Source organism: Nocardioides kribbensis (assembly GCF_015070375.1).
GTDB lineage: Bacteria > Actinomycetota > Actinomycetes > Propionibacteriales > Nocardioidaceae > Nocardioides > Nocardioides kribbensis.
Genome location: NZ_JADCLL010000001.1, coordinates 470589 through 490743 on the forward strand (window position 1 = coordinate 470589; position 20155 = coordinate 490743).

Below are 20155 nucleotides of genomic sequence, written 5' to 3' on the forward strand. Positions count from 1 at the left end.
TGGCCCCGACGGGGGCGGTCGCGGCGCTCAGAGCGCGACCGCCTCGGCGCGGTGCCCGACGAGCACGGTGCCGGCCAGGCGCACGCCGGCCACGACGAACCGGTCGGCGTAGGCGGCCAGCGCCTCGGGACTGATGACGCCCTCCACGACCCCGAGCAGCAGCGAGCCGCCCGCGGACATGACGAGCGCGTCGTCGCGCTCCTCCAGCGAGGGGGCGATGACCACCACGACGTCGAAGGCGCGGGTCAGGGCCTCCGCCAGCGCCCCGAACCTCCGCTCGAGCAGGTCGCCCGGCTCGGCGCCCGCGTCGGAGGCGGGCGCGCGACCAGGGGGCAGCACGCTGAGGCCGTCGACGGGGCCGGGGCTGACCGCTCGCTCCCAGGGCGTGCCGCGCAGCACGTCGTGGAGACCGGGGGTGTCGGGCTCCTCGGGCAGGAGCTCGTCGGCGGGGGTCGCGAGCCGCCCGTCGAGGAGCAGCACCCGGCGACCGGCCGAGGCCAGGGAGATGGCCAGGTTGGCGCCGAGCCAGGCGTTGACGTCGCCCGTCGTCACCCCCGTGACGACGACCAGGCGCGGCGGGTGCGCCCGCTGCGAGGCCTCCAGCGACAGGCGCAGGCGGCGGAAGACGTCGGCGGCCGGCGTGCCGGTGAACATGGCCTGCAGGGTCGGCGACCGAGGTGGGGCCACGTGGGCGAGCACAGGGGCGCGCAGCGCCGCCTCGACGCCCTGGGCGTCCTTGACCGTGTAGGTCCGGCGGTCGCGGGCCAGGGCCGAGACCACCGCGAGCACCAGGCTCAGCAGCACGCCGACGCCGATGGCGAGCGGGAGGTCGGGGCTGGAGTAGGTCGCCGGCTCGACCGCGGGGTCGACGTCGGTGAACTCGAAGGCCCCGGTGGGGTCGCTCTGCTGCAGCGTGAAGGACGCGGCGTTGGCCAGGCCCGCCGCGTCGCGGGCCGACGGGTCGGCGACGGTGATCTCGATCAGCTGGGTGCCCTCGACCCAGCGTGCGTCGACCTCGTCGAGCAGCTCCCCCACCGACCGGTCGACCCCGGCGCGCGTGGCGGCCTGACGCAGCACTTCGGGCGTCGTGGCGGTCTCGGCCAGGGTCGCGCGCAGGTCGTCGAGCTCGGCCGGGGCGGGCGCTCCGGGCGCCGGGGCGGCCGACACCGTCGCGGTCGCGGTGTAGGTCTTGGTCGAGGACCACACCCCCACCGCGACGCCGATCGCCGTGACCACCACCACCACGGCCACCAGCAGACGCTGGCGCCACAGGGCGGCCCCCATGTCTCGCAGCTCCATGCCCACGCTCTCCGCGGTCGGTCCTGCCCGACCGTCCTCACCCGTGGCCAGGAGATCTTCCCGGCCCCGCACGCCCCCGAGCGGAGTGCTGCACGGTGGCACCCTGGTGCGGCCACCGCTTGAAATGTCTACCACCCGAGCGCACCACCCAAACCCGTCAGCAGCCTGCGGTAGAGGTCACGGTAGGCCGCGTGCATGGTCGCCGTGGCGAAACGCGCGTCGACGAGCCCACGGGCCCGCGCCGTGCGCTCCGTGACCGCGCGGCCGCCGGCGAGCACCTCGTGCAGGCCGGCCGCCAGCCGGGGCGCGGAGCCCGGCGCCACCCGCGTCACCGCATCGCCCAGGCTGGCCAGGCCGCCCACGTCGCTGGCGACCACGGGCACCCCGACCGCCATGGCCTCGAGCACGGCCATCGGCAGGCCCTCGCGGTCGCTGGGGAGCACCAGGACGTCGGCCGCGGCCAGCAGTCGCGCCACGTCGGCGCGCTCGCCGAGCAGGCGCACGCTCGCGGTGAGCCCGGCGTCGGCGACCTGCTGCTCGAGGGCTCGGCGATGCGGCCCCTCGCCGACCAGCAACAGGGTGCCGAGCGCCTCCCCGTGCGCGCGCCCGTCCCCGTGCTGGGCCCTGCGCTCGGCCCAGGCCTCGACCAGCAGGTCCTGGCGCTTGGGCCCGGCCAGCCGGGCCAGGCAGAGCACCACCGGTCCCCCCTCGGGGAGCCCCAGGTCGCGCCGCGCTGCGACCCGGTCGCCGGCGCGGGCCGCCGGAGCCACCCGCACGGCGTTCTCGATGACCGAGAGCCGCTGCGGGTCGAGCCCGGCCGCCACGAGGTCGTCGGCGACGGAGTCGGAGACGGCCACGACGTGGTCGGCGCAGCGGGTCAGCACCCCGACGGCGCGGGGGTAGCTCTGCGGCGGGAGGCCGTGCACGGTGCTCAGCACCGGAGGTCCACCCGCCGGATAGGTCGCCATCCGGGCGACGAGGGTGGCCCGGACGTTGTGGGCGTGGACCAGGTCGGGGCGCAGGCGCTGGGCGTGCGCCGCGAGGCGTACGACGGAGCGCGCGCGGTCGAGGGCCGTGTCGCGTCGCAGCGGCACGCGCAGCGTGTCGACACCGCCGATCCCGGCGACCTCCCGCTCGCGGAAGCCGCCGCTGCTGGCCAGGCTGACCTGGTGGCCCTCGGCGGCCAGGTGGGCGGCCATCTCCGCGACCAGCGTCTCCGCGCCGCCCGGTCCCATCTCGGCGATCGTGACCAGCACCCTCACGCCGTCACCCGGCCGTAGGTCCGCAGCAGTCCTGCGACGCAGTGCGACCGGGTCCACCCGGCCGCCACCCGCTCGCGCGCGGCCGTGCCGAGCCGCCGCCGCAGCCGCGGGTCGTCACGCAGGCGCCGGAGCGCAGCCCCCAGGGCGTCGGGGTCGTCGACCGGCACCAGGAGGCCCTCGACCCCGTCGCGCACGACCTCCGGCACACCGCCGACGGCGGTCGCCACCACCGGCAGACCGTGGGCCATGGCCTGGAGCATCGCGAGCGGCTGGTTCTCGGCCGCGGAGGTCGACACGTAGACGTCGGCCGCAGCCAGCGCGGGGGCGAGGTCGGGCAGCTGCCCGACCACCTCGACGCCGCCCGGGCCACGCCAGCCGGTCGCCGCCACGCGGCGCAGCAGGAGGTCGCGCTCCGGCCCCTCCCCCGCGATCACCACCGGTCCCAGCCCCGACACCCGCTCGACCGCGTCGAGCAGCGCGCCGGGCCGCTTGGCCGTCACCAGCCGGCCGGCCCACACCAGGGCCGGCGCCCGGGCGGGTCCGGGGCCGACGGGTCCGACGGGGCCGACGGGCGGCACCTCGACGCCGTTGGGCACGACGTCGAGCAGGTCGGGGTCCACGCCGACGCGGTGCACCAGGAAGTCCGCGACGGCCCGGCTTGGCGTGACCACGCGCGTGCGCGTCCACCGGGCCGACCACCGGGTCGCCCACCGCTCGCCGGCGACGTAGTAGAGGTCGTCGCGCCGCCGGCGCGGGCCGACGAGGGCGTTGCCCGCCACGAGGTCGCTCAGGCCGTCGGCGACCCCGTGCACGGTGTGCACCACGCCCGCCTGCAGGGCGGGGGCGGCGAGGCGGCCCACCCAGGCCGCCCGCCGGTCGTGGAGGTGGACGACATCGGGCCGCAGGCCGCGCACGACCCGCGCCAGCGCCACGGCCCCGGCGGCGTCCCGCTTGGAGGTCACCGCCACCGTGTGCCAGGCGGCCCCCGCCGCCCGCACCGCCTCCGAGCGCGGCGACTCCGGACCCACCACGTGCACCTCGATCCCCTGTCGAGCCATGGCGGCCGCCACCGCGGACACGTGGTCGGCCGGTCCGCCCCCCGGCTGGGTCAGCACGTGCACCACCCGGCCGCGCCACCGGTGCTCGGCGGGCACGGCGGGCGCAGCGGGAACAGCCGAGCTCGGCGGGCGGACCCCGTCGGGAGGCCTCATCGGGCGCGGCGCACGCGCGGTGGTCGCCGCGCGGGTGCGCGGTCGCCGACGGACACCGCGACGGCGAGGGCCGCCAGCAGCCACAGCGGGAGGTAGAACTGCTCGCTGAGGAAGGACGCGGCCACCCCGGTGCCCACCAGCGCGGTGCACACCCCCGCGGCCAGCGGCGAGCGGTCGCGCCGCCAGCGAGCCCACGCACCGGCGAAGGCGGTCACGAGCACCGCGAGCAGGGCCAGCAGGCCGAGGAGACCGAGCTCGGCCGCCACCTCGAGATAGGTGTTGTGGGCGGTGTCGAGGTCGGCCACGGAGGCCCCGGCGTCGCCCGCGTAGTCCTGGTGCTCCTCGGCGAAGGACCCGGGGCCGTGACCGAGCAGCGGCGCGTCGAGGGTCATCCGGGCGGCCTGCTGCCACAGCTCGAGGCGCTGGGAGACGTTCTCCTGGGCCACCGCCTGCTTCTGCTCGAAGCTGACCCTGACCAGGTCGGCGTTGACCGACGCCGTGAAGGCGACCGCAGTGACCACGACCACCAGCAGGGCTCCGACGGCGCGCCACGGCAGCAGCCGCACCACGACGGCGACGGCCAGGGCGACCAGCAGCCCGAGCACGGCGCCGCGGGAGTAGGTGCCGGCCAGGGCGACCGCGCACACGACCGTGGCGAGGTCCCACGCGCGGGGCCGGCGGCTCTCCGCGCGCACGGCCAGGCCGAGCGGCACCGCGGCGAGGAGGTAGAAGGCGAAGTCGTTGGGGTCGGCCACCGGCCCGCCGACCCGGCGGTCGCCGTCGGCGGAGGGGAAGACCACGAGGGCGCAGAGGGCCGCCAGGGCGCAGGACGCGACGTAGACCTCGGCGAGCACGGTGGGCGCCAGGCGCCCGCGCAGGCAGTCGGCGAGCACGACCAGCACGGCCAGGAAGCCGGCCCACCGACCCAGGGTGGCCACCGCCTCGCTGTCGGAGCCGGTCACCAGGGTCGACAGCAGCAGCACGACGGCGAGCACGCCGGCCGACACCATCACGGGGCTGCGCGGTGCGTGGTGGAAGGGGCGCGCGGCCCGGCGCACGGCCCAGGCGACCACCACCACCACGGCCAGCGTCTTGGTGGCGGCGGGCGAGACGAAGACCAGGTAGTCCTCGAAGACCGACGCCGCCACGACCACCAGGGCGGCGATCTCGATCTGGCCCAGCAGCAGCGTCAGCACGACGACGGCCAGCACGACCAGGCCGGTCAGGCCCGGGGCGAGACCCACCGACACGCCGCCCAGGAGGGCGAGCAGGACCGGCACGACGGTGTGCAGCCACGCCGGCCCGGTCCGCCGCGACGGGTCGTGCCGACGGGGGCGCCCCACCGACAGCAGGGCGCTGGGCGCCTCCCGGAGCATGAGGGTCATCGGGTCCGACCCTCCCCCAGGAGCGAGCCGACGCGCGCGAGGGCCGCCAGGAGCACGGCCGCCGCCACGACGACCTGCGCCGCGGCGACGGCCACGACCCCGGCGGGAGCCAGCAGGAGCAGCGCCGGCAGCAGGAGCAGCAGGTGGGCCAGCCGCGCGAGCACCGCCTCGCCGGGACGGCCCATGGCGTGCAGCACGGTCAGCGTCACGTGGAGCAGCCCCGCCGCGAGGGCGTACGCCGCGAGCACCCGGAGCACCGGCACGGCCGGGGCCCACGCGGGTCCCAGCAGCACCAGGCGGTCGGCCAGCAGGGCCAGCAGCCCGCAGACGGGCAGGAGCAGCACCAGCGAGAGCCGCGCGAGGTCCGACACCGTGGCCCGCAACTCCGCGCCGCGCCGGCGGCACAGCACGGGGAAGGCGGCGCTGGAGAGGACCACGGCCACCAGGAGGTAGGGCACCGCCGCCACCCGGAAGGCCAGCGAGTAGTGGCCCAGCGCCACCGCGCCGAGCAGGTGGGCGACCACGACGTAGTCGAGGTTGACCTGGACGAGCTCGAGCAGGTGGGCCCCCGACCACGGGAGCCCGAAGCGCAGGAGGCCGCGCACGTCGTCGGCGTGCCACCCCGGGCGCACGGGCGGGTGCACGCACCAGGCGAGCAGCAGCACCGCGACGCCCTGCACCACCTGACCGGCCACCAGCGCTGCGACGCCCCAGCCACGCCCGACCAGCCACACCGCCAGCGCGGCCCCCAGCAGGGAGGCCGCGACGTCGGGCAGCACCCGGCGGCCGAAGGCCAGACGGCGGCGCATCAGCTCGAGGGTGACCATGGCCGCCGCGACCAGCGGCGCCGTCAGCACGAGCCCGCGCACCGGGCCCACGGCAGCGGGCCCCGCCCCCAGCGCGGACACCAGCGCCGGCGCCGCGACCCACACCGCGAGCGTCGCCGCAACGCCCGAGGCCAGCGCGAGGGAGACCGCGGAGCGGGCGGCCCGGTCGACGTCGCCCTCCCAGCGCACCAGGGCGGCGGAGGCCCCGAGACCGCTGACGAGCGCCACGGCGCTCGAGACCAGGGTGGCCAGGGCGACGACCCCGAGGTCGGCCGGCACCAGGGCCGCGGCCAGGGCCAGCAGCACGACGGTCTGCCCGGCCTTCAGGCTCACGGCGTGCGTGGCGAACCACAGCGCCCCCGCGCCCACAGGGCGCTCGCGGGGCGGGAGGGCGCGCGTCGGTGTGGCCACCACGGCACGCGCGACGTCGAACATCATCCCCCCGGACTGCGACCGGGACGTCCTCCCGATCGCCATGATCGTGCTCCGACGCTACCCCGGATGGTTTGTCGCTACACCCGCGAGGGCATCATGGGTGCCGGTCCACGCGTGTCGACGGTGATTCGGGGGAACACATGCGCACCCAGCCGGCCCGCCTCCTGGTGGCGCTCCTGCTGCCCGCTCTCCTGCTGGCCCTCGGCGGCTGCGCCGACCTGCGGGCCCAGGTGGCCGGCGCGGCCGACGCCCCCGCCTCGGGCGCGGCCGAGGCGCCCGACGTGCTGACCACGAGCGAGTGGGCCGTCACCGACGGCCTCCTCTCGGTGCTGGTGCGCAACGAGGAGGACCGCACGCTGCGCACCGCCGAGGTCACCCTCGAGGCCTTCGACCGCGACGACGTGTCCCTCGGCACCTGGAGCGCCAGCGCCATGGTCGGGCAGGACGCCTGCTGCACCGTCACCGACCTGGCCCCCGGCGAGATCTACGGGCTCTACTTCCCCGTCGGCGTCGACGTCGGGGAGGTCGCCGCGGTCGACCTCGACTACCGCGACGTCGCCTGGCAGCCCGCCGCCACCGACCAGGACAGCTCCACCGCCTCGGCCACCGGCCTGGCCAGCGACCTCAACGCCAGCCGCACGGTCGTCAACGCCGACCTCACCGTGGGCAGCGCCGACATCCCGCAGGCCCTGGTGCAGGCCATCCTGCGCGGCGTCGACGGTCAGCTGGTGGCGGTCGTCACCGGGGTGTGGACCTGCCTGACGGCCTTCGAGGTGCGTCCGATCGAGATGCAGCTCTTCCAGGGCGTGCCCGAGGGCACCGTGGTCGACTCGATCACGGTGCGACCGCTCGACCCCTCGACCAGCCCCGTCGCACCGACCTGCGGCTAGTCACGCCCGGGCGCCCCGGGTGCTGGAGGCGCCGAGGGCACCGCCTGCGCCGCGGCCGACAGCGTCTCAGTGGCCGCGGAAGAGCCAGCCCAACGGGCGGGCACCCGTGAGGGCCTGGTCGAGGTCGTCCTGCTCGCCGCCCGTGGCACGGGCGGTCGACGCGGTCCGCGACGACGGGCCCGTCGCCGGCTCGGGCTCGGGCGCCACGGCCTCGTCCTCCCCCACGGGCACCGGGCCGGGGGCGGTGTCGGCGCCGGAGGTGGACCCGGACGCTGCGTCGCCGTCGTCGGCGAGGTCGTCGGCAGCGAGGTCGTCGGCAGCGTGGTCGTCGGCAGCGTGGTCGTCGGCAGCGAGGTCGTCGGCAGCGTGGTCGTCGGGACCCACGACCGGCAGCGCGGTGACCTCGGTCCCCGGGCCGGAGGGGCCGTCGGTGACCGCGTCGGCGCCCTGGGGCGCGTCGGCCGTGTCGGCCGTGTCGGTCGTGTCGGCCTGCAGGTCGGAGCCGACGGCGGCGTCGAGCTCGGCGGCCGCGGTGGTCACCGCGAGCGCCACCGTGCTGGCGCTCGCCAGGGTGGTGGCGAGACCGCGCAGGTCGGAGTCGATCCCGGCGATGAGTCGCTCGGCCTGCTGGCGCACCTGGGCCATCTCGGCGAGGGCCTCGGCCCGGGCCTCACGGCGGGCCTCGGCGCGCGCGGCCTCGGCCTCGTCGCGCACCCGGACGGCCTCCGCCTCGGCCTCCTGCCTCACCCGGGTGGCCGTCGCCTCCGCCTCCGCCACCGTGCTGCGGGCCTGCTCCGCCGCGGCGTCGCGCTCGCGCTCGGCGTCGGCGCGGGCCTCGGCCACCAGCGTGGTGGCCAGCTCCTGGGCCTCGCGCACGAGGTCGTCGGCCTCGGCCACGGCCGTGTCGCGCACGCGCGTGGCCTCGGCGAGCAGCCCGCTGGCCTCGCGCCGCGTCGCCAGCTCCGCGCGCAGCGCCGCGGCCCGCGCCCCGACGTCACCCGCCGGGCGGTCGCCCGCATCGCCCGCTGCGTCCTGCGACTGGTCCTGCGACTGGTCCTGCGACTGGTCCTGCGACTGGTCCTGATCGGTCACCGTCGTCCCCCTTTGCGCTGGTGTCCTGCCCCGAGGGTAACCCGGCTCAGCCCTGCACGGCCTTGGCGATCGTGATGCAGCGGGTCAGCCACTCCGGGTCGGGCGAGCCCGCCTCCACCGCCCACAGGGCCTGGTGCAGCATCCGCACCACCACCCAGTCGCGGGCGCGGTCCTCGTCGAGACCGGCGGTGTCGATGGTGGTGTGGAAGCGGCGGCGCACCGCGTCGCGCACGTCGCCGGAGGCCAGGACCTCCTCCCAGCGGTTCCACAGCAGCGGCGCCACCTCGTAGTGCGGGTCGCCGCTGACCGGCTTCGGGTCGATCGCCAGCCACTCCGGCCCGTCGGGGCGGGAGGTCGCCAGCACGTTGGCGTAGTGCAGGTCGGTGTGGATCGTGGTGCCGACGGCCGCCGCGTCCCCCAGCAGGTCGCGGCCCAGCGCGACGGCCTGCTCCACCAGGCGGTGCGGCACCCCGGCGTCGCGCGGCAGCCCGGCCAGCCGCTCGCTCCAGGGCTCGACGTACGACGCGAGGGTGCGCAGCTGCGGCGGGGCCGGCGTGTGGAGTGCGGCGTAGAGCCCGCCGACGACCTCGCAGGCCTCGACGTCCCAGGCCTCGGTGAGGTCGCGGTCCTCCAGGCGCTCCAGCAGCAGCGCGCGACGGTGCGGGTCGGCCCGCAGCAGCCGCACGCTCGCGCGCCCGCCCCAGCGCTGGAGCACCAGCGCCTCGTGCTCGGACTCCTCGTCGGGGAAGGCGAGCTTGAGCACCGCCGGCGCCCCGCGGTCGGTGCGCACCGGCAGCACCCACGAGCAGTGCCCGGCGCGGGACTCGCCGTCGGCGGCGAGCTCCCACGCACCGGCCAGCTCCTCGACCAGCCGCGGCAGCCGCTCGACGAAGGCCGCCCAGTCGGGCCCTCGCGAGGCGAAGGCCGTGACCTCGGCGGGCAGCCGTGGCCTCACCGGGCCCGCACCTACTTCTTGCCGGTCTTCTCGCCGGCGACGGTCGGGCCGTTGGACAGCGCGGCGATGAACGCCTCCTGGGGGACCTCGACGCGGCCGACCATCTTCATCCGCTTCTTGCCCTCCTTCTGTTTCTCCAGCAGCTTGCGCTTGCGCGTGATGTCGCCGCCGTAGCACTTGGCCAGGACGTCCTTGCGGATGGCGCGGATGTTCTCCCGCGCGATCACCCGGGCGCCGATGGCGGCCTGGATCGGCACCTCGAACTGCTGGCGCGGGATGAGGTCCTTGAGCTTGCCGGCCAGCATGACGCCGTAGGAGTAGGCCGCCTCGCGGTGGACGATGGCGGAGAAGGCGTCGACCGGCTCCCCCTGGAGCAGGATGTCGACCTTCACCAGGTCGGCGGCCTGCTCGCCCGAGCGCTCGTAGTTGAGCGAGGCGTAGCCCTTGGTCTTGGACTTGAGGTGGTCGAAGAAGTCGAAGGCGATCTCGCCCATCGGCAGCGTGTAGCGCATCTCGACACGGTCCTCGGAGAGGTAGTCCATGCCCTTGAGCGTGCCGCGCTTGGTCTGGCACAGCTCCATGATCGTGCCGATGTAGTCCGAGGGGCTGAGGATCGTGGCGTTGACCACCGGCTCGCGGACCTCGGCGATCTTGCCCTCGGGGTACTCGCTGGGGTTGGTCACCGTCAGCTCGGTGCCGTCCTCCATGACGACCTCGTAGACCACGTTCGGGGCGGTGGAGATGAGGTCGAGGTTGAACTCGCGCTCGAGGCGGTCGCGGGTGATCTCCATGTGCAGCAGGCCCAGGAAGCCCAGGCGGAAGCCGAAGCCGAGCGCGCCGGAGGTCTCCGGCTCGTAGGTCAGGGCCGCGTCGTTGAGCTGGAGCTTCTCCAGCGCCTCGCGCAGGTCGCCGAACTGGTCGCCGTCGATGGGGTAGAGACCGGCGTAGACCATCGGGTTGGGGTGCTTGTAGCCGCCCAGGGCCTGGGTCGCGCCGTGGTGCTGGGTGGTGACGGTGTCACCGACGCGCGACTGGCGCACGTCCTTCACCCCGGTGATGAGGTAGCCCACCTCGCCGACACCGATCTTGTCGGCCTTGACCTGCTCGGGGCTGATCACGCCGAGCTCGAGCAGCTCGTGGGTGGCGCCGGTCGACATCATCTTGATCCGGTCGCGGTGGCTGAGCTCGCCGTCGATGACGCGGACGTAGGTGACCACGCCGCGGTAGGTGTCGTAGACGGAGTCGAAGATGAGCGCCCGCGCGGGCTTGTCGGCCTCGCCCACGGGCGGCGGGGTCTGCTTGACGATCTCGTTGAGCAGGTCGGCCACGCCGACGCCGGTCTTGGCGCTGACCCGCAGCACGTCGGAGGGGTCGCAGCCGACCAGCCCGGCGAGCTCCGCGGCGTACTTCTCGGGGTTGGCGCTGGGCAGGTCGATCTTGTTGAGCACCGGGATGATGTGCAGGTCGGCGCCCATGGCGAGGTAGAGGTTGGCCAGCGTCTGCGCCTCGATGCCCTGGGCCGCGTCGACCAGCAGGACCGCGGCCTCGCAGGCCTCCAGGGAGCGCGAGACCTCGTAGGTGAAGTCGACGTGGCCCGGCGTGTCGATCATGTTGAGCACGTAGTCGCCGGCCTCGGCGCCCTGCTCGTTGGCCGCCGGCACCGTCCACGGCATGCGCACGGCCTGGCTCTTGATGGTGATGCCGCGCTCGCGCTCGATGTCCATGCGGTCGAGGTACTGCGCCCGGGCGGCGCGCTCGTCTACCACGCCGGTCAGCTGCAGCATCCGGTCGGCCAGCGTCGACTTGCCGTGGTCGATGTGCGCGATGATGCAGAAGTTGCGGATGATCGCGGGCGCGGTCTGGCCGGGCTGCGGCAGAGGGGTGGGTGCCATGGTGCGCCCATTGTCCCCAACGCCGCCACAGGCGCGAAACCCGTGCCGCGAGGTCACTCCGGAGCGGCGACGAACTCCGTGGTCTTGGCCAGCGCGAAGCCCCAGCCCTGCGCGACGGTGGGCGTCGGCGGCACGGCCACCTCGTCGGGGTTGGTGACCACGTCGAGGAGCACGGGCCCGGGGTGGGCCAGCGCCTCGCGCACGGCCTCGTCGACGTCGTGGGGGTCGGTGACCCGCACCCCGTGCAGGCCCACGGCCCGCGCCACCGCGGCGAAGTCGGGGTTGTGCAGCACCGTGCCGAACTCGGGCAGCCCCGCCTGCTCCATCTCCAGCTTGACCATGCCCAGGCGGCCGTTGTCGAAGACCACCAGCTTGACCGGCAGGTCGTGGGAGACGGCCGTGATGAGGTCGCCCATCAGCATCGACAGACCGCCGTCACCGCAGAAGGCCACCACCTGGCGGCCCCGGTCGAGGCCCTGGGCGCCCAGGGCCTGCGGCATGGCGTTGGCCATCGAGCCGAGGTTGTAGCTGCCGAGCAGCCGGCGCGTGCCCGACATGCGCACGAAGCGCGCGAGCCAGGTGGTGGCCATGCCGGTGTCGGTGGTGAAGACGGCGTCGCTCGCGGCGTGGCGGTCCACGGCCGCGGCCAGCAGCTCGGGGCGGATCAGCGCGTCGGGGTTGTCGACCCGCCGGCGCAGCAGCCCGCGGGGCCTGCGGTCGTGGTCGGGGTCGGTGAGGCGCTGCTGCCGCTCGCGCCAGGCGTCGTACGACGAGCGCGCCGACTCCAGGTGAGACCGGTCGGGCTTGGCCGACAGCCGGGCGAGCAGGCCCTCGACGGCGAGACGGGCGTCGCCGACCACGGCGTGCTGCACCGGGATCCGCCGGCCGATCCGGGCGCCGTCGAGGTCGACCTGCACGACAGTCTTCCCCTCGGGCAGGAAGCCGGTGTAGGGGAAGTCGGTGCCGAGGAGCACCAGCACGTCGCAGCCGGAGAAGGCCACCTCGGAGGCGTGGTTGCCCAGCAGGCCCGACTGGCCGACCTCGTAGGGGTTGTCCTCCTCCAGCCCCTCCTTGGCCTTGAGCGAGAGCACCATCGGCGCGGAGAGCCGCTCGGCCAGCCGCAGCACCTCCGCGCGGGCGTGCCGCGCGCCGGCGCCCACCAGCAGGGTCACCGCGGAGGCCGACTCGAGGGCGGTGGCGGCCTCGGCGAGGGCGTCGGGGTCGGGCGTGGCGAGCGCCGGGCGGGCCACCAGGCGCGGCACCGGCGTGCCGGAGGGCAGGTCGAGCTCGCCGACGTCGCCGGGCAGGGTGAGCACGGCCACGCCGCGGTGCTGGAGGGCGGCGTTGCCGGCCCGCTCGATGAGCCCGGGCAGCTGCTCGGTGCTGGTGACGGTCTCGCAGAAGACCGAGACGTCGGCGAAGAGGGTGTCGTTGTCGACCTCCTGGAAGAAGTCGCTGCCCATGTCGCCGCGCGGCACCTGCCCGCAGATGGCCAGCACGGGGGCGCCTGACTTCTTGGCGTCGTAGAGCCCGTTGAGCAGGTGGATCGCCCCCGGGCCCACCGTGCCCATGCAGACGCCGAGCCGCCCGGTGAGCTGGGCCTGGGCCCCGGCGGCGAAGGCCGCGACCTCCTCGTGGCGCACCCCCATCCACTCCAGGCGCTCCTCGCGCCGGATCGCGTCGGTGACGGGGTTGAGCGCGTCGCCGACCACGCCCCAGACCTGGGTGACGCCGTGGTCGGCGAGGGACTCCACGAGCAGCTCTGCGACGGTGGTCATGGCCCCACCCTCCGCTCGCGGCACGACGCCCGGCTCCCCTCGCGGGGTGGGTCGCCGCCGACGGGCCCGGTGGCCGAGGATGGCCGCGTGCACCCCACGACGATCCCCCACGGCCGCACGGCGCGGCGCGTCGAGTGGTCCTTCCTGCCCCCGGCCCTGCGCGCCCGGGTGGAGCGGCGCCTCGGCTCCCCCGTGGTCGAGGCCCGCTCCCAGCGCGCCGGCTTCACCCCCGGCATGGCCTCGGTGCTGGTGTGCGCCGACGGCAGCCGCCACTTCGTCAAGGCGGCCTCGGTCAAGGCCCAGCGGCCCTTCGCCGAGGCCTACCGCGCGGAGGCCCGCACGCTGGCCGCCCTGCCCGCGGCCACCCCCGCGCCGCGGCTGCGGTGGGTCCACGACGACGGCGACTGGGTGGTGCTGGCCATCGAGCACGTGGAGGCGCGCGCGCCCCGCCGGCCGTGGACCCCCGCCGACCTCGACGCCGCGCTGGCGGCCCTGGCCCGCGCCGCCGAGACGCTGACCGCGGCCCCGGACGGCCCGGCCGTCGTCGCGGGCGCCGCCGACTTCGCCACCGAGTTCGCCGGCTTCCCGGCGTACTGGGACAGCCTGCGGCGCAGCCTGCCCGACCTGCGCCACCGCGAGGAGGCCGCGCTCCTGGCCGGGCGCTTCCGCGAGGTGACCGCCGGCAGCACCCTGGTGCACACAGACGTGCGCGACGACAACCTGCTGGTGCGCCCCGACGGCAGCGTCCTGGTCTGCGACTGGAACTGGCCGGCGCTGGGGGCGCCGTGGATCGACTCCCTGCTGCTGCTCATCGGGCCCCGCGGCGACGGACTCGACGTGGAGGCCGTGCTCGCCACCCACCCGACCTTCGCCGGCGTCGCCCCCGAGGCCGTCGACATCGTGCTCGCCCTGGTCACCGGCTACTTCCTCAAGTCCTCCGGCGACCCCGTGCCCCCGACCTCCCCCCACCTGCGCGAGGCGCAGTGGTGGCAGGGCGACGTGTGCTGGCACTGGCTCAGCGAGCGGCGCGGGTGGGAGTGAGCCCCGTGACCAGTCCCGTGACCAGCCCCGCGACCGGTCCCGCGGTGAGGGCGAGGTGAGCCCGCGCGCCGTGGGCAGCCGACGGTCGTGGGTCGACGTGCCCGTGCGCGTGCGTCGCTGGGTGGACGACGTCCTCGGCTCGCCGGTGGTGGCCCACGCCGACCAGGTCGGCGGCATGTCGCCGGGGTGCGCGGCCCGGGTGGCCTGCGCCTCGGGCCGCCGGGCCTTCGTCAAGGCGGTCGGGGCCGAGCTCAACCCCCACACCCCGACCCTCTTCCGGCGTGAGCGTGACGCTCTCGGGCTGCTGGGCTCCAGCCCGCTGTGGGCCGACCTCGTGGCCTCCTACGACGAGGACGGGGACGCCGAGCACGGCGGGGACGCCGGCTGGGTGGCGCTCGTGCTCGAGGACGTCGAGGGTCGCCACCCCGACCTCGACGACGACGCCGAGGCCGCCGCCCTGCTCGAGGCCACCGACCGGCTCGTCGCCATCATGGCCGAGCGGGTCGTCGACCTGCCGGTGCCCGGCCCGCCCCTGCCCGGGGAGCCCGCGCTCTACGCGCCCGGACCCCACGACCTGGGCCGGGTCATGGCCGAGTGGGCGCAGTCCGTCGAGCGCCTCGACGAGCTCCCGGCCCGCGCCGTGCCCGCCTGGGTCCGCCGCGAGCGCGACGCGCTGGCCGGGCTCCTGGCCCGCGTGCGCCTCGAGCCCGTCGACCACGTGGTCCACTTCGACATCCGCGACGACAACCTGCTGGTGCGCCCCGACGGCGGCGTGGTCTTCCTCGACTGGGGCGCCTTCGGGGTCGGGCCGGCCTGGACCGACCCGCTGCTGGCCCGGCTCGAGCGGGTCGACCGGCCGTGGTTCGACGACTCCCTGGCCTCCTCGCCCGCCCTGGTCCGCGCCGGTGACGACGTCGTGACGGGGGTGCTGGCCGGCCTCGGCACCCACCTGGCGCTGCGGGCCCACACCGCCCGTGACGTCGGACTGCCGGGGCTGGCGGACTTCCGGCGCCGGGAGTCGGCCCGCTTCCTCGGCGGCGCGGCGCGGCGCCTGGGGGTGTGACCCGAGGTGCGGGTGGTGCGATTTGGGGGGCCAGGAGCGCCGCTGTTAATCTTGCTCGTCGCGTGTCTGGCCGCAGCCTGCGCCGACCGCACCGCAGACCTGCAGCACCAGACCACCACACGTCGACTCGAAGCGAAGGCACATCCGTGGCGAACATCAAGTCCCAGATCAAGCGCAACAAGCAGAACGAGAAGGCGCACGAGCGCAACAAGGCGGTCAAGACCGGCCTGAAGACCGCCGTCCGCAAGTTCCGCTCCGCCGCCGACGCCGGCGACAAGGACACCGCCGTCACCGCCGGCCGCGACGCTGCGCGCATGCTCGACAAGGCCGCCTCCAAGGGCGTCATCCACAAGAACCAGGCGGCGAACCGCAAGTCGGCCATCGCCAAGAAGACCGCCTCTCTCTGAGCCGGTCCACCACGAAGGCGCCACCCCGGACCGGGGTGGCGCCTTCGTCGTTCTCCGGCCCAGCTGCGCGGCCCGACCGCGCGGTCCCGCTCAGCGCTGCGTGCGCAGGCCGGTGATCGTCAGCACCAGCCGCTCCAGCGTGTACGACGGGTCGCTGGCGGCGCCCTTGATGTCGGCGTCGGCGCGCGCGACCGCCCGGATCGCGCGGGCCAGACCGTCGTCGTCCCACCCGCGCAGCTGGTCGCGCAGGGTGCGCAGCTTCCACGGGGGCACGCCGACCTCGCGCGCGAGGTCGGCCTCGCCGCGACCTCGTGCCGAGCGCAGCCGGGCCAGGCCGCGCGCGCTGCCGGCGAAGGCGGAGGTCACCAGCACCGAGGCCACGCCGTTGTCGAGGGCCCAGCGCAGCTCCTCGAGCGCGGCACGGGTGTGGCCGGAGAAGGCGGCGTCGGCGACGGCGAAGGACTTGGCCTCGGCGCGGCCGCCGAAGTACTGCTTGACCTTCTCGACGGTGAGGTTCTCGCCCAGGAAGTCGTTGGTGAGCTGGTGGGCCGCGGCGGCCAGCGAGCGGAGGTCCTGCCCGACGGCCTGCACCAGCACCGAGGCCGCCTCCTGGTCGATGCGCGCCCCGTGGGAGCGCACCTCGGCGGCCACGAACGAGGGGTACTCCGAGGCGCGCAGCTCGGCCGACTTGACCTCGGTCACCGCGGGCAGCTTGCGCAGCTTGGCCAGCACGCCCGACCCCTTCGCGCCGCCGCCGTGCACGAGCACGAGCGCGACGTCCTCGACCGGGTCGGCGGCGTAGGCCAGCAGGCCGGCCACCGACTCCTCCGGGAGGTGCTCCAGCGCCCGCACCACGACGCAGCGCGTGCTGGAGAACAGCGAGGCGGCCGACATCTCCCCCAGGGTGGCGAGGGTGAGGTCGGCGGCGGGCGAGTCGGCCAGCTCGGCCTCGGGGTCGTGGGCCCTGACCGCGGCGCGCACGGCGACGACGGTGCGCTCGCCGAGGAACTCCTCCTTGCCGGTGACCAGGGTGACCCGGCCCAGGACGTCGGCGGCGCTCGGCCCCCGACCCCCGGCGGGTCGGGCGGCGGAGCGGGTCGAGGACGATGCGGCGGCCATGGTGGGTCGAGCCTGCCACAGCCCGGGGACAGCGCGTGCGGGCGGCTGGGCCGACCGCGTGCGCGCGGGGCTCAGCGATCGCCGGCGCCGCCCGGCTCCGCGGTCGAGGCCGGGCCGAGCGGCTCGTGGGTGAGGGTGCCGAGAGCGCCGTCGGGGTCGACGACGACGGCCAGGTCGCCGCTGAGGTCGGTGCGCAGCACCCGCGCACCGGTGCGCTCCAGGTCGGAGACGACCTGCGGCGAGGGGTGGCCGTAGGTGTTGTCCTGCCCCACCGAGACCAGGACCAGGCGGGCCGCCAGCGACTCCAGGAAGGCCTCGTCCTGGTGGGCGCTGCCGTGGTGGGGCAGCTTGAGCACGTCGGCGCGCAGGCCCGGCAGGGCCGCGGCGAGCACCGCCTGGCCGGTGGGCTCGAGGTCGCCGGTGAGCAGCATCCTCACCCCGCGCACCTCGACGAGCAGCACGACGCTCGCGTCGTTGGCGGCGCTGGCCCCGGAGCGCACCGGCGGGGCCGGCACCGGTGGCCACAGCACCTGCAGCGTGGCCTCGCCCACCCGCGACGTCGCGCCGTGGGCCACGGTCGACACCGCGACGCCGTGCTCCGCAGCGACCTCCTGCACGTGCTGCACACCGCCGGGCGGGTCCGGCACGGAGGTCACCTCGACGCGGTCGACGCGCCGGCCCTCGAGCACGCCGGCGAGGCCGTCGACGTGGTCGGCGTGGAAGTGCGTGAGCACGACCAGCGGCACCTGCTCGACCCCCAGGTCGGTCAGGCAGCGGTCGACCGCCGCGGCGTCGGGGCCGGCGTCGACCACCACCGCGGCCCCCGGGCCGGTGCGCAGCACCAGCGTGTCGCCCTGGCCCACGTCGCAGGCCACCAGCACCCAGCCCGGCGGCGGCCACCCGGGCGTCGGGAGCCGCACCAGCGCGACGAGGACCACGACGCCGACCGCGAGCGGCCCCAGTGCCCGGCTGCGCAGCACGCGGGGTGCCAGCAGCGCCAGGGCGGCGCAGGCGAGGGTCAGCACCACGAGCGCCAGCGGGCCGGTGCCCCAGGCGACGGCCGCCGTGGGGAGGTCGGCCCCGCGGCGGGCGACCAGCACGATCCAGGCCACGCACCACGCGGCCAGGGTGCCGATCACCGTGGCCAGCCCCGGCCAGACCAACCCGACCAGCCCGGCCACGAGGCCGAGCACCGTCGCCGGGCCGACGACAGGGGCCACCAGCAGGTTGGCCACCACCGCGACCAGGCTGACCTGGCCGGAGACGGCGGCCACCAGCGGCGTGCAGGCCAGCTGGGCCGCGGCCGGCACCGCCACCGCCTCGGCCGCCCACCGTGGCAGCCAGCGCCGCAGCGCGTCGCGCCAGGGCGGGGCCAGCACCAGGATGCCGGCCGTCGCGAGCACCGACAGCGCGAACCCCACCGTGGTCGCGAGTCCGGGCGAGACGAGCAGCAGCGCGGTGACCGCCACGCCCAGGGCCCGGAACCCGCGCTGCCGGCCGTTGCGACCCAGGCCCAGCAGCCCCACCGCCCCCATCGCAGCCGCGCGCACGACGCTGGGCTCGGTGCGCGCGAGCAGGACGAAGCCGACGATGCCGAGGGCGCCGACGACCACCAGCCAGCGCCCGCGCACCCCGACCCAGCGCGCCAGGAGGAGCACGAACCCCACGACGAGCGTGAGGTTGGTGCCGGACACCGCGGTCAGGTGGGTCAGCCCGGTCGTGCGGAAGTCCTCGGCGACCCCGGGGTCGAGGCCGGCGTCGTCGCCCACGACCAGCGCGGGCACGAGCACCCGCTGGGCCGCGGGACGGTGCTCGACCGCCGCCCGCAGCGAGGCCCGTACGCCGGCAGCGCCGCGCCACCACACGTCGGGGCCCTCGAGGGTGGCCACCGCGTCGGCGCCGACCAGCAGCGCCGCGACCTCGTCGCCGCCGCGGGAGTCGGAGGGGGCCAGCCGCCCGCTGGTGCTCACCCGCGCACCGAGCGGCACCGCGGCCCAGTCGGCGCCGCCGAGCACCACCACGGGCGCGGAGAGCCGCCACGCCCGACCACGCCCGACCACGCGGTCGACGTCGAGGCGCACGACCACCTGCTCCTCGAAGGCGCCCTGCACCGGGCGCGGGTCGCTGACCACCGTGCCCTCCAGGTCGACCACCGCACGCTCGGCGGCGAGGTCGGCCACCGGCCCGTCGCGCACGACCGCGGCCCGCAGCACCGCGACGACCCCGACGGCGACCAGCACGCTGAGCAGCGCCGCCACGAGCGCACGGGTGCCGGGGCGGCGACGGGCCAGCGCGGCCCCGCCGACGAGGGCCGCGGCGAGCATCAGCGCCGCCCAGCCGAGCGTGAGGAGCGTGCCGGCGAGGGCGCCGGTCCACGCCGCGAGCCCCACCAGGGCCATCCGGGGGTCGCGCACCTCAGAGGGTCACGTGGGGGGCGATCTGGGCCAGCGTGGCGTCGCCGATGCCGTCGACCTCGAGCAGCTCCTGCACCGAGGTGAAGCCGCCGTGCTCCTCGCGCCAGGCGAGGATGGCCTGCGCCGTCACCGGCCCGACCTCGGGCAGGGCCTCCAGCTCGGCCTGGGTGGCGGTGTTGAGGCTCACCGTGGCCACGGGCGCACCCGCCTCGGGCCCGGGGACCGCGCCGGGGGCCGCCGCCGGGGCGGGTGCGGCCACGGCCGCGACCCCCACGACCACCTGCTCCCCGTCGACGAGCACACGAGCCAGGTTGAGCCCCGCCAGGTCGACCCCGGGGCGGGCCCCGCCCGCGGCCTCGAGGGCGTCGACCACCCGCGAGCCCGCCTCGAGCACCGCGATGCCGGGTCGGCGCACCTTGCCGGTGACGTCCACGGTGACCGTGGCGGCCTCCCCCGACGCCTGCCCCGACGCCTGCCCCGACGCCTCCGCCCCGACCGCGCCGGTCGGGGCGGCGCCGAACGCCTCGGGCGTGGTCGGGACCAGCGGAGAGGGCGCCGCCTCGGGCCCGGCCGCAGCGGCGGGCGCAGCCTCCACGACCGGGTCGGACCGCACGACCCACCAGCACGTGAGCGCCAGCGCCGCCGCCACCATCAGCGCGAGGGCGGCCACGTGGCCCGGCTGCAGCGGGACCGCGGGCAGGCGCGCGGCCCAGGACCGTCGCACCCCGACCCGCGAGCGCCTCGCGGCGTGTCGCCCCGGCACCGGCACGACCACCGCACCGCCCACCGCACCGCCCACCGCAGCGTCCGCATCAGCGGCCGCAGCAGGGGCCGCGGCACCGTCCGCAGGAGGGGCGGCCCCGGGCCACCGCCCCGGGCCGGGCTCCCGGCCCTCCGTCGGCGCCGGCACCAGCCGCAGCGGTGGCTGCTCCCCGGCGACCCGGGTGTGCCCGTCCCACCACGGCTGCTCCCCGCCGGCGGCACGCGCGGCGTCGAGCTCGGCAGTCAGCAGGGCCAGCCGACGGGCGACGGCCTCCTGGTGCTCGGGGCGGGGTCGGGTGCGCATGCCGGCACGCTACGAAGCC

At 76.3% G+C, this 20155-nt stretch carries 16 protein-coding genes; 4 read left to right on the forward strand and 12 right to left on the reverse strand.

Annotated elements, in window-relative coordinates; all coding sequences use genetic code 11:
- Positions 1–27: 27 nt before the first annotated feature.
- The 5 genes from IR170_RS02285 to IR170_RS02305 form a co-directional block, all read right to left on the reverse strand.
- The gene (locus IR170_RS02285; RefSeq protein ID WP_193661049.1) at positions 28–1299 is read right to left on the reverse strand and encodes a hypothetical protein; all 1272 of its coding nucleotides are present in this window, start codon (positions 1297–1299) and stop codon (positions 28–30) included.
- 128 nt (positions 1300–1427) lie between these two features.
- Complete coding sequence (locus IR170_RS02290; protein ID WP_193661050.1) at positions 1428–2561, reverse strand: glycosyltransferase; 1134 nt, start codon at positions 2559–2561, stop codon at positions 1428–1430.
- Positions 2558–3772 (reverse strand): glycosyltransferase family 4 protein, encoded by a 1215-nt coding sequence (locus IR170_RS19785; protein ID WP_264674737.1) that lies wholly within the window; start codon positions 3770–3772, stop codon positions 2558–2560. Before IR170_RS19785 ends, IR170_RS02290 begins: the two co-directional genes overlap by 4 nt.
- On the reverse strand, positions 3769–5157 hold the full coding sequence (locus IR170_RS02300; RefSeq protein ID WP_193661052.1) for an O-antigen ligase family protein: 1389 nt from the start codon (positions 5155–5157) through the stop codon (positions 3769–3771). The genes IR170_RS19785 and IR170_RS02300 overlap by 4 nt, the downstream gene beginning before the upstream one ends.
- Positions 5154–6422: an oligosaccharide flippase family protein gene (locus IR170_RS02305; RefSeq protein ID WP_193661053.1), complete on the reverse strand. Its 1269-nt coding sequence runs from the start codon at positions 6420–6422 to the stop codon at positions 5154–5156. The genes IR170_RS02300 and IR170_RS02305 overlap by 4 nt, the downstream gene beginning before the upstream one ends.
- A gap of 137 nt (positions 6423–6559) precedes the next feature.
- On the opposite strand from IR170_RS02305, the gene IR170_RS02310 reads away from it, so the two are divergent.
- Positions 6560–7309 carry a hypothetical protein gene (locus IR170_RS02310; protein ID WP_193661054.1) on the forward strand — a complete coding sequence of 250 codons (750 nt, stop codon included), beginning with the start codon at positions 6560–6562 and terminating at the stop codon, positions 7307–7309.
- Positions 7310–7375: 66 nt separating this feature from the next.
- On the opposite strand, the gene IR170_RS02315 is transcribed toward IR170_RS02310, so the two are convergent.
- From IR170_RS02315 to IR170_RS02330, 4 genes are read right to left on the reverse strand one after another with little or no spacing between them, the layout of a single operon-like run.
- A complete protein-coding gene (locus IR170_RS02315; protein ID WP_193661055.1) occupies positions 7376–8401 on the reverse strand; it encodes an ATP synthase F0 subunit B in 1026 nt (341 codons plus the stop codon).
- A 46-nt stretch (positions 8402–8447) separates the two neighbouring features.
- The gene (locus IR170_RS02320) at positions 8448–9356 is read right to left on the reverse strand and encodes an aminoglycoside phosphotransferase family protein (protein WP_193661056.1); all 909 of its coding nucleotides are present in this window, start codon (positions 9354–9356) and stop codon (positions 8448–8450) included.
- A gap of 11 nt (positions 9357–9367) precedes the next feature.
- Positions 9368–11248 (reverse strand): translation elongation factor 4, encoded by a 1881-nt coding sequence (gene lepA, locus IR170_RS02325; RefSeq protein WP_056864187.1) that lies wholly within the window; start codon positions 11246–11248, stop codon positions 9368–9370.
- Positions 11249–11301: 53 nt separating this feature from the next.
- Positions 11302–13026, reverse strand: a complete 1725-nt coding sequence (locus IR170_RS02330) for a thiamine pyrophosphate-dependent enzyme (RefSeq protein WP_193661057.1) — start codon at positions 13024–13026, stop codon at positions 11302–11304.
- Positions 13027–13113: 87 nt separating this feature from the next.
- On the opposite strand from IR170_RS02330, the gene IR170_RS02335 reads away from it, so the two are divergent.
- From IR170_RS02335 to rpsT, 3 genes are all read left to right on the forward strand, one after another.
- The gene (locus IR170_RS02335; RefSeq protein WP_193661058.1) at positions 13114–14067 is read left to right on the forward strand and encodes a phosphotransferase family protein; all 954 of its coding nucleotides are present in this window, start codon (positions 13114–13116) and stop codon (positions 14065–14067) included.
- Positions 14068–14122: 55 nt separating this feature from the next.
- Positions 14123–15130 carry a phosphotransferase gene (locus tag IR170_RS02340; RefSeq protein WP_193661059.1) on the forward strand — a complete coding sequence of 336 codons (1008 nt, stop codon included), beginning with the start codon at positions 14123–14125 and terminating at the stop codon, positions 15128–15130.
- Between the two features lie 146 nt (positions 15131–15276).
- On the forward strand, positions 15277–15537 hold the full coding sequence (rpsT, locus tag IR170_RS02345; protein WP_056864184.1) for a 30S ribosomal protein S20: 261 nt from the start codon (positions 15277–15279) through the stop codon (positions 15535–15537).
- A gap of 90 nt (positions 15538–15627) precedes the next feature.
- Here rpsT and holA read toward each other — a convergent pair whose 3' ends face one another.
- The 3 genes from holA to IR170_RS02360 all read right to left on the reverse strand — a co-directional run bounded on the left by holA (position 15628) and on the right by IR170_RS02360 (position 20136).
- On the reverse strand, positions 15628–16656 hold the full coding sequence (gene holA / locus IR170_RS02350; RefSeq protein ID WP_056864183.1) for a DNA polymerase III subunit delta: 1029 nt from the start codon (positions 16654–16656) through the stop codon (positions 15628–15630).
- Between the two features lie 71 nt (positions 16657–16727).
- Positions 16728–19070 carry a ComEC/Rec2 family competence protein gene (locus IR170_RS02355; protein ID WP_319804877.1) on the reverse strand — a complete coding sequence of 781 codons (2343 nt, stop codon included), beginning with the start codon at positions 19068–19070 and terminating at the stop codon, positions 16728–16730.
- A 1-nt stretch (position 19071) separates the two neighbouring features.
- Positions 19072–20136, reverse strand: coding sequence for a ComEA family DNA-binding protein (locus IR170_RS02360; RefSeq protein ID WP_193661060.1), 1065 nt, complete (start codon positions 20134–20136; stop codon positions 19072–19074).
- Between the last annotated feature and the right edge of the window lie 19 nt (positions 20137–20155).

Coding starts and splice junctions, on each gene's coding strand:
- IR170_RS02310 (WP_193661054.1), top strand. CDS start 6,560: ATGCGCACCCAGCCGGCCCGCCTCCTGGTGGCGCTCCTGCTGCCCGCT.
- IR170_RS02285 (WP_193661049.1), bottom strand. CDS start 1,299: ATGGAGCTGCGAGACATGGGGGCCGCCCTGTGGCGCCAGCGTCTGCTG.
- IR170_RS02305 (WP_193661053.1), bottom strand. CDS start 6,422: ATGATGTTCGACGTCGCGCGTGCCGTGGTGGCCACACCGACGCGCGCC.
- IR170_RS02330 (WP_193661057.1), bottom strand. CDS start 13,026: ATGACCACCGTCGCAGAGCTGCTCGTGGAGTCCCTCGCCGACCACGGC.
- holA (WP_056864183.1), bottom strand. CDS start 16,656: ATGGCCGCCGCATCGTCCTCGACCCGCTCCGCCGCCCGACCCGCCGGG.
- IR170_RS19785 (WP_264674737.1), bottom strand. CDS start 3,772: ATGAGGCCTCCCGACGGGGTCCGCCCGCCGAGCTCGGCTGTTCCCGCT.
- IR170_RS02300 (WP_193661052.1), bottom strand. CDS start 5,157: ATGACCCTCATGCTCCGGGAGGCGCCCAGCGCCCTGCTGTCGGTGGGG.
- IR170_RS02360 (WP_193661060.1), bottom strand. CDS start 20,136: ATGCGCACCCGACCCCGCCCCGAGCACCAGGAGGCCGTCGCCCGTCGG.
- lepA (WP_056864187.1), bottom strand. CDS start 11,248: ATGGCACCCACCCCTCTGCCGCAGCCCGGCCAGACCGCGCCCGCGATC.